Raw genomic sequence first — 14536 nt, 5'->3', positions numbered from 1 at the left:
TTCTTTGGGGATTGTTTACGAACTTTGCGACTGTTATCTCCGTTGGTAATAAACTTTATCTAAGAAAACAGTACTAAGCAAATGACTTTCAAGTTGCTACGCCGTTGGGCTCACATTGGGTTGTTTTTTTTCACCACCACCGCTTTTGCTCAGCAAGCCCCCATCGACGTCACCGAACAAACCATCAAAATTGGCCCCATGCAGGAGCAAGAATTGCAGTTTGGGTTTGCAGCAGGTGATAAAATTTTGTTTCAGTTTAAAGAAATCAATGACAAAGAACTCAAAGAAATCGAAATCGTTGAATACCCTACTACCTCAAAATTTTCGGACTATAAAACTACCCAAATAGACACCAAAACCATTCAGGTGGTAAAGCAGGGGGCATATTTGTTTAAATTTAAAAATGGGGCAATCTTAGGTCGTATTTGTAAAATTAAAATCCAACGCGTACCCGCCAGCGAGGCTACGGTCAACTTCAATACGGCCGTGTCGTGGGAAGACAAGCAAGAAACCACCTACAATACCTATACCAAAGAGGTACTCGCTGGCTACGACACTACGTACACGCGCAAAACCAAAAAGGTGGTGGTAAAATCGGAGCAGCGCGAAGAATTGGTGTTTGACAAACCACAGCGGGTACATTCGTCGGCCAACACCAACGGCAACAAGGCGTCCTTGTCGTTTACCCTTCCCAAAAACGTCATTACCCCTTACAAAACGACCAAAGTGGTATCATGGGCGTATTGGGTAGGTGTGGGCAATGAAGCCAACGAAGCGTGGAAACAAAACTCCAAAATCATCGTCAGCATCGCCAAAGGGGCAGCGGCCTATTTCACCACACCCCTCGGGGCATTGGCAGCGGGAGTCGTCACCGACTTAGCCATTCCTAAAATGGGCGAAGACGTGTATTATGCCGTAGCCGACAAAGCCAATCGCGATTTATTTATGGCGGGCCAGCCCCACCGCGTTATTGACCAAGGTAAGGGAGTCGCGGGTTTTAGAAAATTTTCTGACCCAGCCTTAAGCCAAGGGGCGTACTACATTTTGCTGTCCAACGACAACCTTGTGCAAGGCGTAGATGCGTCGGTGAAAGTAATTGCCATCGTTGAAACCACGACCTACGAAGACAAAGTCATCACCGAAACGACCCTCACGCCTCGCTACGAGAAAAAAACATTTTCGGAACCAGTGATCAAAACGGTACGAATGCCCGTAACGGGGAAGTAACCTTAAAAATATTCAAAAATGGATAAAATAGCATTGATTACAGGTGGAAGCCGTGGAATTGGGGCGGCTACGGCTCTTTTAGCGGCTCAACGGGGCTATCGCGTTTGTATCAACTACTATAAAAATACAGATGCTGCTTTTCGAGTAGTAGATACCATCCAACAAAACGGAGGCAAAGCCATCGCATTACAGGCTGATATTTCCAAAGAAAACGAAGTCGTCGGGCTATTTGAGCAGCTTGATAAGGACTTGGGCCGACTCACGGCTTTAGTCAATAATGCAGGGATTTTAGAAACCCAGTCTAGGGTGGAAGGCATCACATCCGACCGCCTTCTGCGAATTTTTAACCACAACGTCGTAGGAAGTTTTATTTGCGCACGAGAAGCCATCAAGCGGATGTCCATCAAACACGGCGGAGCAGGTGGAGCAATTGTCAATGTATCCTCTGTTGCTGCTCGTACGGGCTCTCCCAACGAATACGTGGACTATGCCGCCTCCAAAGGTGCTATTGACTCTTTTACCGTAGGACTCGCCAAAGAGTTGGCAGGTGAAGGAATTCGAGTAAACGCTGTTCGACCTGGTTTTATATACACCGACATTCACGCTAGTGGCGGCGAACCCCACCGAGTTGATCGTCTCAAAGCGATTATTCCTTTGAAACGGGGAGGGGCATCCGAAGAAATTGCCAATGCGATTTTGTGGCTTCTTTCTGACGAAGCGTCCTTCACTACGGGGGCTTTTATTGACATCACTGGTGGAATATAGCTTTATCTTTCGTATTTCATTTCTATAACAGCCCATGAAAGACCTCATTTTAAAAGCCTATGAACAGATGGCTGTCAAATACAGCGAACTAATTGAATACAAGCCTCATAATGCACACTACGACCGTCCCAATACGCTCCGTTTGCTGCCCGATGTAGCAGGGAAGAAAATCTTAGATGCAGCTTGTGGCCCAGGGAAATACGCCGAAGTCCTGTTGGCACAAGGCTCCGAAGTGACAGGATTTGACCTCAGTCCTACGATGGTTTCTTTGGCCAAACAACGAAATCCGCAGCACCAAGACAATTTCTATGTTCATGACCTAGCCATGCCTTTCGAGCAACTCTCCGATGGCTCGTTCGATATTGTTCTTTGTGCCTTAGCTTTGCATTATCTGCCTGATTGGACGCTTACGATACAAGAATTTTGCCGTGTCTTAACGCCCCAAGGCCTTCTTCTGGTGTCGATAGAGCACCCGTTTTTTGAGTATAATTATTTCAAATCGACCAACTATTTTGACATTGAACACGTCAAATGTGTTTGGAAAGGATTTGGGCAACCTGTGGAAATCAACAGTTTTCGACGCCCTCTAAACGAGTGCATCGCCCCGTTAACCGACAATGGTTTTTACATTGATAAACTCGTAGAACCCAAACCCACCCCCGAGTTTGAAGCCCTCGACCCCAAGCATTTCAAGGAGCTCAATGAGTTCCCCGCTTTTATGTGTATTCGTGCCGTAAAAAAATAGCTTACTGAAATTTGGTACAACTTTTTGATATTTGCAGTCATATCAGATTTGCTACGAATTCCGCACGTCGTAGCACCACTCATACGTTGTATTCCAAAAATGGTAAAGTCAAAAATCAGAAGAGGCTACAGGATAGCCAAGTACATTGTATATAAAGAAACCCTGGTCGATTCGGTCGAGAACTTTTGGTCCTTTACGGGTGCTTTTTTAGGAATTGGGCTCATTGCGTTCTTGCAAACAACCCTTTCCGATGCCGATAATTTATTCTTAATCGGGTCGTTTGGCGCTTCCTCTGTCTTAATTTTCGGAGCGATTCAAAGTCCTCTGGCTCAACCTCGTAACTTAGTCGGCGGGCACCTTATCTCGGCTATTTTAGGCGTAACCATTTACCAAGTATTTCCCAATATTATCTGGTTCACAGCCCCTTTGGCCGTTTCTTTATCCATCCTGTGTATGCAAGTCACCAAGACCTTGCACCCTCCTGGTGGCGCTACGGCATTGATTGCTGTCATTGGTTCAGAAAAAATCAAGCACTTGGGTTATTGGTTTGTGTTATCGCCCGTCGCTTCGGGGGTGTTTATTTTGTTGGTGGTGGCACTTATTTTTAACAACCTTACGCCCCATCGCAAGTATCCTACAAGCCGTCGTTTTTCGAGGACTTTCCAATGGGCAGCTTACACCACAAAAAAAATCCTGAAAAGAATGAAAAGAGAGAGGCTGTAACAAGCTAATTTTGAGAAACCAGCCACACGCACCGTGCCTGAGGTTTCTCAAAACCGAAGTAAGGGTTTCTCAAAACCCAATGCCGCCCAAACTTCGCTACCAATAGGCTGGCTTTGAGAAACCAGCCACACGACTACACACCTTTAAAAACAAAACCATGCAAGACAATATCCTTTTTCACGAAAAACAGAAATTTACCCAATGGTGGCTCTGGGTGATTCTTTTGGGGGTTGGTTTTATTTTTGTTGGTACCTTTTTGATACAAGTAATAGGCGGCACTCCACTTGGAGACAATCCATTGAGCAACGAAGGGTACATAATTGGCCTCTTTCTAATGGCGTTGTTTCTAGCTTTTTTCTACTATTTAGAACTCGAAACCATCATTAAACCAAGCGGGATTTACGTACGTTTTTTCCCATTTCATCTTTCATTTAAACATTACCCTTGGGATTCACTATGTAAATGCTACGTAAAACAATACTCTCCTATTGGGGATTTTGGAGGTTGGGGAGTTCGAATTAGCCTATTTGGAAAAGGAACTGCTTACAACGTAGATGGCGACTATGGCCTCCAACTTGAATTTTTAACTTCTAAAAAGCTCCTAATTGGGACTCAAAAACCCCAGGAACTATCAACAATAATTCTGACAATTTCCATCTACCAACAGGCTAATTTTGAGAAACCAGCGACACGCACCGTGCCTGAGGTTTCTCAAAACCGAAGAAAGGGTTTCTCAAAACCCAGTGCCGCACAAAATTCGCTACCAATAGGCTGGTTTTGAGAAACCAGCGACACAAACCAGAAGCACTCGACCTAGCAAAGCAATAATCTCAAAAAATCAGCATGTTATGAAAAACCTTATTTTTCTTTTACTCGTATCTCTCGTCTTACAAAGTTGTTTTAGCAATACCAACCCACCTATCAATACTCTAGGAGGTTGGTACACACTTACGTCTGTTTCCTCCGACACTCCCGTAGATTTAAACAATGATGGAGTGCGTTCGGCTGATTTTTTAAAGGAATTAACTGCGCGTTATTACACCCCTACCCAATCTACATCACTTTCCATGTTTACCCCAACAGGTTCTTTGTATAACGCTGAAATAAGGCCACACACGAGTAATCAAACTACGTATCCTAGCATTAATTTTAACTTCCCCCACCAATCCATTGACTCAACTTCATTGGCGAATCGTGCCTATTTCCTCCACTTTTACCAACCTGTTTTTGAAGGATTTACATACGAAATACAAAAAGACAGAAGTATCAAGCTGATTGACAAGCTCCCCACAAACAAAGAAAAGATAGGTACCGTTACTCATTTAGAGCGGATTAACTCCAACTCTTTTGAATTAACGATTGATAAAAAAGTGTTTGACTTTGCCGATAAGAGGTGGAAGACTGCCCATTTAAAAGCTATTTATCTACGAAAAGCTTTCTAAGCCCCACTACCAACAAGCTGGTTTTGAGAAACCAGCGACACGCGCACACGCACCGTGCCTGAGGTTTCCACGTAGCTGTGCCTGAGGTTTCTCAAAACCGAAGAAAGGGTTTCTCAAAACCCAGTGCCGCACAAATTTCACTACCAACAAGCTGGTTTTGAGAAACCAGCGACACGCGTACACGCACCGTGCCTGAGGTTTCTCAAAACCGAAGAAAAGAAGATGTACGGTTATGCCAAATAACTACTGATACTCATTACGTCGGCGAATACGCCTGAGGCCGTGACTTCAGCCCCTGCGCCTGGGCCTTTCACCACGAGCGGGCGGGTATTGTAACGCTCAGTGGTAAACGAGACGATATTGTCGGCACCTGAAAGCGAATAAAACGGATGGTCAGCATCCACCGTACGAAGTTGAAGCGTGGCTTTGCCATTTTCAAGAGTGGCGATGTAGCGAAGTTTTTCACCTTTAGCGACAGCCTCGTTGAGCAAATTCGCGAAATACACATCCGAGCCTTCTACTTCCTTAAAAAACGCATCGACAGTGGGCGCTTGTAAACAGTTTTCGGGCAAAATTGGGGCAATTTGAATGTCGCTCATTTCGAGCGCAATGCCCGTTTCCCGTGCCAAAATCAAGATTTTACGCGCTACGTCCAAGCCACTCAAATCGTCGCGTGGGTCGGGTTCGGTGTAGCCTTTTTCTTTGGCCTCACCAACGATGTCCACAAAACGAGTACCTTCCACAAAGCTGTTAAAGATAAACGACAACGTGCCTGATAAAATCGCCTCAATTTTGACAAACTTATCCCCACTCGACATCAAGCCTTGAATCGTATTGATGATGGGCAAACCAGCACCTACGTTGGTTTCGTACAAAAACTTAACACCCTTACGAACGGCCGTTTGTTGCAAACGACGGTACTCCGCGTAGCTGCTCGAATTAGCCACTTTGTTGGGCGTCACCACCGATACGCTCGCGTCGAGCAACGGGAAATAATATTGAATAATGTCTTTGTCAGACGTACAATCTATAAAAACGCTGTTGGGTAAGTTGAACTCCCGAATGCGCTGAACAAAGGCCGAAAGGCTGGTAATTTTGCCGTTTTCGTCCAGTTCTTCTTGCCAATTTTGCAGGCTTATTCCTTCGGGATTGAGCCACATTTTTTTACTACGTGCCAATCCTACTACATTGACTTTCAACAACTTTTCTTTGGCTAAATACTCCGATTGCGCCGCAAGTTGTTTCAAAAACGTACTTCCAATTAAGCCCGTCCCTACCACAAACAAATTGAGCGTCCGTACTTCTGATTGGAAAAACACCCCGTGAATGGCGTTGAGGGCTTTCGAAAGGTCGTTTTTCTGAATTACCACCGAAATATTCAACTCCGAAGAGCCTTGGGCAGTTGCAATCACGTTGATGCCGTTTTTACCAAGGGCAGTAAATAATTTACCCGATACCCCCGTACTGCGGCGCATTCCTTCGCCCACAATTGCGATGATAGAAACGTTGCGTTGAATCTGAATACCGTCGCGGTCGATGTCACCCGCATTGATTTCAATCGAAAACTCCTGGTCAAGTACTTCTTTGGCACGTTCCGCATTTTTGGGGTCAATCGCAAAGCAAATTGAGTGCTCCGACGACGCCTGCGAAATCAAAATCACGCTGATTTTATTGCGCGACATGGCCGAAAACAAACGAGCCGACACTCCAGCTACCCCAATCATCCCACTTCCCTGAACGTTGACCAACGCAATGTCGTCAATCGAACTAATCCCCGTAATGGCATAAGGCGTTTCGAGGGCCGTGTTGTGCACGGTCGTTCCTTCTGAAGCCGTGTTGAAAGTATTGAGTACTTTGATTGGAATATTTTTGGCAAAAGCAGGTTGCAAGCTCGGCGGATAAATCACTTTTGCCCCAAAGTGGCTTAACTCCATCGCTTCGGCGTACGTAATGGTTGGAATCGTGAAGGCATTTGACACCTTGCGCGGGTCGGCGGTCATCATTCCGTCCACGTCTGTCCAAATTTCAATTACCTCAGCGTCCAATGCCGCCCCAAAAATCGAACCTGTATAGTCGGAACCTCCGCGGCCGAGCGTCGTGGTGATTCCGTCTTCGGTAGAACCAATAAAGCCTGTGATGCACAACAAGGCATCAGTTTTGGCAAAATGGGCGTTGATTTGGGCGTTTGTCACCTCAAAATCTACTTCGGCGTAACTGAAATGATTGTTGGTACGAATGAGCGTGCGCGCGTCACAAAACTCCGCATTGACGCCGCGTGCTTTGAGGGCTTCGGTGATGATGGTCGTCGAAAGGCGTTCGCCAAACGACATCAATAAGTCGAGCGTGCGCGTCGATAGTTCACGAATCAGCGAAATGCCCTTCAACAAATCTTCCAATTCATTGACCAAGCCACGAACTTTGGCAATAGAGCTACTCTGACTTTTAATATCAATCAACCCACGCACGGCCGTAAAGTGGCGTTCTTCGAGGGCTTTGAGTGCATCATAATAATCGGTATTTCCCGTGGACGCCATGCGCCCGATTTCAATCAGTTTATTCGTGACGCCCCCCATTGCCGAGTACACCACGGCAATGCGTTCGCCTTTTGCAATATTATCTTGTAAAATCTGGATGACTTGCTGGATACTTTCGACTGTGCCGCACGAAGTGCCGCCAAACTTGAGGACTTTCATTCTAACTATAGCGTATCGTTAAACTGGAGCGGCGAACCGCCTCGGTGAGTGAATAATCGGGTGACTAGCACCACTTTGACTTGTCTTGCTGCAAATATAGTGCGGTGATAGGGGAATTATCGTATTTTTGTTGTAAACAATGCCTTAAAAGTTATGTCTGCCGTTGAAAAAACACTCTCGCCCGATGATTATTTGCAATGGGAACGCGCTGCTGAATTCAAAAGTGAATACCGCCGTGGACTTATTACCCTCATGGCTGGTGCAAGCCATAACCATAATCGTATCCGTGATAACTTGGCGGGCGAGCTTTACATTGCACTCAAAAGAAAATCATGCCAATACTTTGGCAATGACTTTCGTCTTTGGATTCCTACCGAAGAATTTTACACCTACCCTGATTTGACGATTGTTTGTGGAAAGCTTGAGTTGCTCGATGACCAGTTTGACACCATGCTCAATCCTACGACCATCATTGAGGTTTTGTCTAAAAGTACAGCGCAATACGACCGAAGTGAAAAATTTGAATACTACCGCAGCATTCCTTCTTTTAAGGAATACGTCCTTATTGATTCAGAGCGAGTTAAAGTAGAAGTGTGGCAAAAACTAGAATCACCTAATGTATGGGCATTGGTGCACGAAACGCGCCGTTTGGACGACTCTATTCAATTAATGATGCTGCCATCGGCCATTTCGCTCCAAGATATTTATGCCCAAACGGTGGGGTTATTGCACATCAATGACTAAAGCTCGTCCCTAAAAACCTCCCTTTGTCCCGCTTTTTTTCCATTGGTGTGGGGGTTGTTGCAACTATTGGGTATTACATAGTACCTTTGATTCAACAATAACACAAAAACTATTTAACAGCCATGGAAACTAACAGATTGTACCGCATAAAAAATCAAGCCGCCATCGGTGGTGTAGCCGCAGGTTTAGCGCATTATTTCGACATCGACCGTTCGATTGTTCGTATTTTGTTTGTGCTTGCGTTTTTCTTTGCTGCAGGCGTACCTGTCGTCTTTATTTATGTGCTTTTATGGGCGTTTTTGCCCAAAGCCATCATGGAAGAGAAGCCTATCCACGTGATTAGGTTGCAAAATTAATCGCGGTTGTAACATCCCGAAAGTTCAAAACTTTCGGGATGTTTTATTTTTTAAGAAAGCACACGGCTTCGTTCTTCCATCAACGACTCTACCCACCGAAATCCCAGATAACTTACCACCGATACTCCTACCAACACGCCCCAAAGCGTATAAAATCCAAAACGAGTGGCAATTTGGCCGCCCAATACAGGCGCTGTTACTTGGGCCACAGAGTAGCACATTGAGTACAAAGCCGAATATTGTCCGCGATTTTGAGAAGTTGAGCGCTCAATGGTGAGGGAGTTGAGAAACGGCATCGCCAGCATTTCACTGAAAGTGATGGTCACCACCGCAACGGGCAAAATCCACACCATTCCAGGGAAAAGGACGAAAAACAAGTAGGCCAAGCCGCACAACAACACTCCCCAGCCAATGAAGGTGAGTTTGGAACGGAGTCGCTCAATTCGATAAATCAACAGCATTTCGACGGCAGCCACCAACACCCCGTTCATTCCGAGCAACAGTCCAATATACACTTCCTTGATTTTCAGCTCAGAACGCCAAAACACGGGAACGATGCTAAAAAATGTCATAAAGCAAATGGCAAAAAGCACCGTAAAGGCCAGCATTCGCATAAAAACTCCGTCGCGAAAGGCAGATTGAGTAACAGGAACTTCTTGTTCGGTATGTTTTTGCTCTTCGGTGGCGTTGTCCCTGTTTTTTACCAAAAACAACAAAAACAAGGCCGCCGACACGTTGGTGATGCCATCCGCAATAAAGAGGTACTTGTACCCAATGGTAGCAAAAATTCCGCCCAGAGCAGGCCCTATCGCCCAGCCGACGTTGATGGCCAAACGGTTGAGTGCGTACGCCCGTGTTCGGTTTTCGGGCGTGCTGTAAAAGGCAATTGAGGTGGAATTGGCGGGACGAAACCCTTCCCCCACCAAATTGAGGAAGAATGCCGTAGCGCAGAGCGTAGGAATTGTGCGCATGTGCATCAACACAAAAAATGTCATTCCCCCTAGCGCCAAACTGAATAATTGCACGTAATAATGGCCGAGTTTATCGGTGAGTTTTCCTCCCAAATACACCCCAAGAATCCCTCCCGCTCCCGCACAGCTTACGACCAACCCTGCGTCCGACAGGGTAAAATGTAGTGATTGGGTCAGGTAAACGCTCATGAAGGGAATGACCATTGTTCCTGAGCGGTTGATGAGCATCACGGCAGCAAGCAACCATATTTCGCGCGACATCCCGCCGTACGCGTTTCGATAAAGTGTGGCTGTTTTTTGTATCATGTTTTTAGCTGTGATTAAATGCGTCAGGAGACGCGAAACCGTAAGTGTCCCAAAACGGGGTTCGGTACAAGCCCAAAAAAAGGGTCAGTCGGTATAGTTCCGACTGACCCTTTTGAATCTATCGTACTGTTTACCTGACTAAAGCGAGACTCCGCGTTTCCACGGAATGAAATCGTCTTGGCCGAGGCGCTGGGCGTGGGTCAATTTACCACTTGCTACGGCGATGATCTCTTCGAGTAAGGCATCGGCGTTTTCGGCAATAGTTTCCTCTCCTGTCACGACCGTTCCGCAATTAAAGTCAATCACATCCACCATTTTCTCGGCTAATTTGGAGTTGGTTGATACCTTCATCACGGGGCAAATGGGGTTTCCTGTGGGCGTTCCCAAACCTGTCGTAAACAAAATCACGGTTGCTCCTGCGGCGGTTTTTCCCGTGGTGGCTTCTACGTCGTTGCCTGGGGTACACACCAACTGCAAGCCTTTTTCGTGGGAAATTTCGGTGTAGTTGGTCACGTCCTGAATCGGTGCTGAGCCACCTTTTTTCGCTGCTCCCGCCGACTTAATAGCGTCCGTAATCAAACCATCTTTGATGTTTCCAGGCGAAGGGTTAAACGCAAAAGCTGAACCTACGGCATCGGCCTTGCCCGAATAGTCACGCATAAGTTTTTCAAACTTGGCCGCTTTTTCTTCCGTTACGCAGCGGTTGAGGAGTTCTTGCTCCACGCCGTGCAATTCTGGAAATTCTGCCAACAAAGTTTTTCCACCCAATGTCACCAAAATATCTGATACTTGTCCCAAAACGGGATTCGCCGAAATTCCAGAGAAACCATCCGAACCGCCACATTTTAGGCCGACAACCAGTTCGGTAATAGGTACGTCTTCACGCTCGCATTCGTTGGCTTTGATTAAGCCCAAAAACGTTTGCTTAATCGCTGCCGACATCATCGCCGCCTCCGTTCCTTGCTGTTGCTCAAAAATATACAACGGTTTATCAAACTTAGGACTACGCTTGTGGATTTCGTCCATCAAGATTTTTTCTTCCGAGTTTTGACAACCCAAACTCAACACTGTCACCCCTGCCACGTTGGGGTGAACGGCATAAGCCGCAAACAACGAGCAAAGCGTGTGGGCGTCTTGGCGTGTACCTCCGCAACCACCTTCGTGGGTCAAAAACTTAATCCCATCAACGTTTTTGAAAGGACGATTTAAATCATTAGACCACGGGCGGGGCGTTGAAGAATCGGTGAAAGGCGCTAATTTTTGAACCGTTTCTAACTGACCATTTTGGTACAAATGCAGCATTTCGCGCACTTGGTCGCGGTACAGTTCGGGTTGTGCGTAGCCTAATTCACGCTCAAACGCAGTTTTTAGAGTCAATACGTTGCGGTTTTCGCAAAATACCAACGGAATCACCAACCAGTAGTTGTAGGTTCCGACTTTTCCGTCGGAGCGGCGGTAGCCTTTAAACGTGCGTCCCACCCACTTACTTACGTCGGGCGGGGTCCAGCTATACGGCTGACGTTTGGCTGTGCTGTACGACTCAGAGTCGTGCTTGAGGTTATAAGTGGTAATGGGTTCGCCGCGTTTGATAGGCTGCGAGGCACGGCCTACCAATACGCCATACATGGTTACGGCATCGCCCGTTTCCAAATCGTGGGTTACAAACTTATGCTTGGCATAAACGGTGTGGGGCAAGAGATAAGATTCTCCTTCAAACTCAACAACTTCGCCCGCTGGTAGGTCGCGCAAAGCTACGATTACGTTATCGTTGGGGTTTACTTTTAATACTTTGTGAAGCATTTTAACAAATTGAGATGAGTGGCGTGGCCACAGTTATTAATTATTGGTTAATCTTGTAGGTTCTACAAAGGTTGTGTGTGTGTGTTTCAAACTGCTACTTTCTTTTACTCTTAATCTACGCTGCTTGACTACTAACTTTTAAGGAAAAAAGCGATAAATTTCTTTTCGGGGCAAAATTCGTGCAAACACAATGGTATCCTCCTCCACGTAAAGCCCAATCCGATATTCTCCAACTCGAATTCGGTAAACATTTTTATATCCCGATAGCTTTTTGAGATTGGAAATATCTTTGAGGTTCTTAGCGTTACCAACTTGATTGTAAATTGCTAGCACTTCAGAAATAAGAGCAGAAGGACTCTTTTTTAAGTCTCTTTCAAATGATTTATTGGTTTGAAATTTCATTCTGCATCCATTTCAAAAACTCTTCTTGTTCTTTTTCTGACAATCTGCCCTCTTTCTTCCCTTCTTCTACCGCAATGCCCAACGCTATATCTTCCTCTTCTTCGGTCAGCTCTCGTGGCTTAACTTCAATATCAAGCGCTTTGAGCACGCTCAGAAGTGCTTTCTTCTGCTTACGAGTCACCTCAATGTCCAGCTTCAAACGCTGTTTGCGGATTGTGGAAGATGCAGTCATTGGTTTTATTTTTTTGGTAAAATTAGAGAGATTATGATTTCTATCAAAAGCGGGTAAGCGATTTGTGTTTACTTTTGCAAGATGGCTGAACAATTGTCCCAATTAGCTCATCCATCGACTCAATCATTCATTCAAATTCACCGCGCGGGCGGCCCCGTCATTCATCCAATGGAATTCCGTATAGAAAAAGACACGATGGGAAAGGTAGAAGTACCTGCACACGTGTATTGGGGAGCACAAACACAACGCTCCATCATGAACTTCCCGATTGCCCAAGACATTAACAAAATGCCAAAGGAAATCATTCGGGCGTTTGCTTACTTGAAAAAAGCGGCTGCTATCACCAACTTTGAGGCAGGTATCCTTCCAGAAGACAAAAAGAATTTGATTGCACAAGTGTGCGACGAAATTTTGGCAGGTCAGCTCGATGACCAGTTTCCGTTGGTCGTTTGGCAAACGGGTTCAGGCACGCAGTCAAACATGAACTGCAACGAGGTGATTGCCTACCGCGCCCACGTAATCAACGGTGGTTCGTTGTTGGACGAGAAAAAATTCTTGAACCCCAACGACGACGTCAATAAGTCGCAGTCTTCCAACGATACGTTCCCGACAGCGATGCACATTGCGGCCTACAAAATTTTAATCGAAGTTACTATCCCTGGCATCCAAAAACTCCGCGATACGCTCAAAGCTAAATCAGAAGCATTTAAGGATGTGGTGAAAATCGGACGTACGCACTTCATGGACGCTACTCCGCTTACACTCGGACAAGAATTTTCGGGCTATGTATCTCAGCTTGACCACGGTTTGCGCGCCATCAACAATACCTTAGCACACTTGTCAGAGTTGGCGTTGGGCGGAACGGCCGTAGGAACGGGTATCAACACGCCGAAAGGATATTCTGAAAACGTAGCGGGTCACATCGCAGCGTTGACAGGTCTGCCATTCATCACGGCCGAAAACAAGTTTGAAGCCTTGGCCGCGCACGACGCAGTGGTAGAAGCCCACGGCGCGCTTAAAACGGTGGCCGTTAGCTTGATGAAAATTGCCAACGACATCCGTATGCTTTCGTCGGGACCACGCGCGGGCATCGGCGAAATTTTCATTCCTGACAACGAGCCTGGAAGCTCTATCATGCCAGGAAAAGTAAACCCAACGCAGTGCGAAGCCATGACCATGGTCGCTTGCCAAGTACTGGGCAACGACGTGGCGATCAACATCGGTGGCTCAAACGGTCACTTCGAGTTGAACGTGTTTAAGCCTGTGATGATTTACAACTTCTTGCACTCAGCGCGTTTGATTGGCGATGTATGCGTGGCTTTCAACGATAAGTGTGCAGTAGGTATCGAGCCATTGACGGACAACATCCGTAAGCACGTCAACAACTCGTTGATGTTGGTAACGGCCTTGAACCCTAAAATCGGTTACTACAACGCGGCGGCCATCGCGCAAGATGCCCACAAGCGTGGCATTACCCTCAAACAAGCCGCTCTTGAGTTTGAGCTCAAAGGCTTGGATTTTACCCACATGACTTCTGACCAATTTGATGAGTGGGTACGCCCTGAAGACATGGTGGGTGGGTTGAAATAAGTTTACGATTTTCAGTGTGCCTGTTGACAGGTTTATAATAAAAATAGTCGGCTGCCAAGGTAGCCGACTATTTTTATTATGCGCTTAGGGCGGGTTGTGAGCAACCCTTTTCACGTTTACGCCACTGCAATTTCCTGTGCGGGTTTTGCTGACCCAGGCACAAAAGGCAATGTCACTTGCAATACGCCGTTTTTGTACTCGGCTTTGATTCCTTCCGACTCGATGGTTTCGTCAATGACAAAGGTACGCTCAAACGAAGCCTTGGTAAATTCGTTGCGAATCCACTGTTGGTTTTCTTTGATGTCTTCTTTTGCCTGATACGCAATCGTCAACTCGTTGCCTTTGAGACTGATTTTAAAGTCTTCCTTGGCGCGGTCGGGAGCAATGACGAAAATTTCGTAGCTGTTTTCGGTTTTTAGTACATTGACAGGTACTCGGTATTGATTACCTGCAAAGGCGCGACCGAACTGTTTTCCAAACGGGCCGAACCCCATTCCAGGGTGTCCGTGCCCACATTTTCTGTGATGATGATACATGGCT

15 protein-coding genes are annotated in these 14536 nt (G+C 46.2%); 9 read left to right on the top strand and 6 right to left on the bottom strand.

The features are described from left to right. Positions 1-81 precede the first annotated feature (81 nt). The 6 genes from AC23N5_RS13445 to AC23N5_RS13420 all read left to right on the top strand — a co-directional run bounded on the left by AC23N5_RS13445 (position 82) and on the right by AC23N5_RS13420 (position 4902). Complete coding sequence (locus tag AC23N5_RS13445) at positions 82-1227, top strand: hypothetical protein (protein WP_487755980.1); 1146 nt, start codon at positions 82-84, stop codon at positions 1225-1227. Between the two features lie 18 nt (positions 1228-1245). Then, positions 1246-1992, top strand: coding sequence for an SDR family oxidoreductase (locus tag AC23N5_RS13440; protein WP_183970941.1), 747 nt, complete (start codon positions 1246-1248; stop codon positions 1990-1992). Positions 1993-2026: 34 nt separating this feature from the next. Next, positions 2027-2737: a class I SAM-dependent methyltransferase gene (locus AC23N5_RS13435; RefSeq protein ID WP_487755979.1), complete on the top strand. Its 711-nt coding sequence runs from the start codon at positions 2027-2029 to the stop codon at positions 2735-2737. A 99-nt stretch (positions 2738-2836) separates the two neighbouring features. Further along, positions 2837-3460, top strand: a complete 624-nt coding sequence (locus AC23N5_RS13430; protein WP_487755978.1) for an HPP family protein — start codon at positions 2837-2839, stop codon at positions 3458-3460. Positions 3461-3617: 157 nt separating this feature from the next. After that, positions 3618-4241 (top strand): hypothetical protein, encoded by a 624-nt coding sequence (locus AC23N5_RS13425; protein WP_487755977.1) that lies wholly within the window; start codon positions 3618-3620, stop codon positions 4239-4241. Positions 4242-4308: 67 nt separating this feature from the next. Beyond that, the gene (locus tag AC23N5_RS13420) at positions 4309-4902 is read left to right on the top strand and encodes a hypothetical protein (protein ID WP_487755976.1); all 594 of its coding nucleotides are present in this window, start codon (positions 4309-4311) and stop codon (positions 4900-4902) included. 230 nt (positions 4903-5132) lie between these two features. Here the strand turns inward: AC23N5_RS13420 and thrA are convergent, their stop codons facing one another. After that, positions 5133-7595, bottom strand: a complete 2463-nt coding sequence (thrA, locus tag AC23N5_RS13415) for a bifunctional aspartate kinase/homoserine dehydrogenase I (protein WP_487755975.1) — start codon at positions 7593-7595, stop codon at positions 5133-5135. 153 nt (positions 7596-7748) lie between these two features. Here thrA and AC23N5_RS13410 point away from each other — a divergent pair, with 153 nt between their 5' ends. Both AC23N5_RS13410 and AC23N5_RS13405 read left to right on the top strand, forming a co-directional pair. Then, positions 7749-8339, top strand: coding sequence for a Uma2 family endonuclease (locus AC23N5_RS13410; RefSeq protein ID WP_487755974.1), 591 nt, complete (start codon positions 7749-7751; stop codon positions 8337-8339). 122 nt (positions 8340-8461) lie between these two features. Then, positions 8462-8695 carry a PspC domain-containing protein gene (locus tag AC23N5_RS13405; RefSeq protein ID WP_487755973.1) on the top strand — a complete coding sequence of 78 codons (234 nt, stop codon included), beginning with the start codon at positions 8462-8464 and terminating at the stop codon, positions 8693-8695. Between the two features lie 50 nt (positions 8696-8745). On the opposite strand, the gene AC23N5_RS13400 is transcribed toward AC23N5_RS13405, so the two are convergent. The 4 genes from AC23N5_RS13400 to AC23N5_RS13385 form a co-directional block, all read right to left on the bottom strand. Then, on the bottom strand, positions 8746-9972 hold the full coding sequence (locus AC23N5_RS13400; protein ID WP_487755972.1) for an MFS transporter: 1227 nt from the start codon (positions 9970-9972) through the stop codon (positions 8746-8748). A gap of 138 nt (positions 9973-10110) precedes the next feature. Continuing rightward, positions 10111-11772, bottom strand: a complete 1662-nt coding sequence (locus tag AC23N5_RS13395) for a UxaA family hydrolase (RefSeq protein WP_487755971.1) — start codon at positions 11770-11772, stop codon at positions 10111-10113. A 138-nt stretch (positions 11773-11910) separates the two neighbouring features. After that, complete coding sequence (locus tag AC23N5_RS13390; protein WP_487755970.1) at positions 11911-12174, bottom strand: type II toxin-antitoxin system RelE family toxin; 264 nt, start codon at positions 12172-12174, stop codon at positions 11911-11913. Further along, a complete protein-coding gene (locus tag AC23N5_RS13385) occupies positions 12155-12406 on the bottom strand; it encodes a hypothetical protein (RefSeq protein ID WP_487755969.1) in 252 nt (83 codons plus the stop codon). The genes AC23N5_RS13390 and AC23N5_RS13385 overlap by 20 nt, the downstream gene beginning before the upstream one ends. 168 nt (positions 12407-12574) lie before the next feature. Here AC23N5_RS13385 and fumC point away from each other — a divergent pair, with 168 nt between their 5' ends. Further along, positions 12575-13996 carry a class II fumarate hydratase gene (gene fumC / locus AC23N5_RS13380; RefSeq protein ID WP_183971741.1) on the top strand — a complete coding sequence of 474 codons (1422 nt, stop codon included), beginning with the start codon at positions 12575-12577 and terminating at the stop codon, positions 13994-13996. A gap of 116 nt (positions 13997-14112) precedes the next feature. Here the strand turns inward: fumC and AC23N5_RS13375 are convergent, their stop codons facing one another. Further along, the gene (locus AC23N5_RS13375; RefSeq protein WP_183970930.1) at positions 14113-14532 is read right to left on the bottom strand and encodes an Hsp20/alpha crystallin family protein; all 420 of its coding nucleotides are present in this window, start codon (positions 14530-14532) and stop codon (positions 14113-14115) included. Positions 14533-14536 lie beyond the last annotated feature (4 nt).

It is taken from the genome of Runella sp. R5_40 (assembly GCF_057652295.1).
The sequence above is the reverse complement of the archived record's forward strand: the minus strand, read 5'-3'. Positions and strand labels throughout refer to the sequence as shown.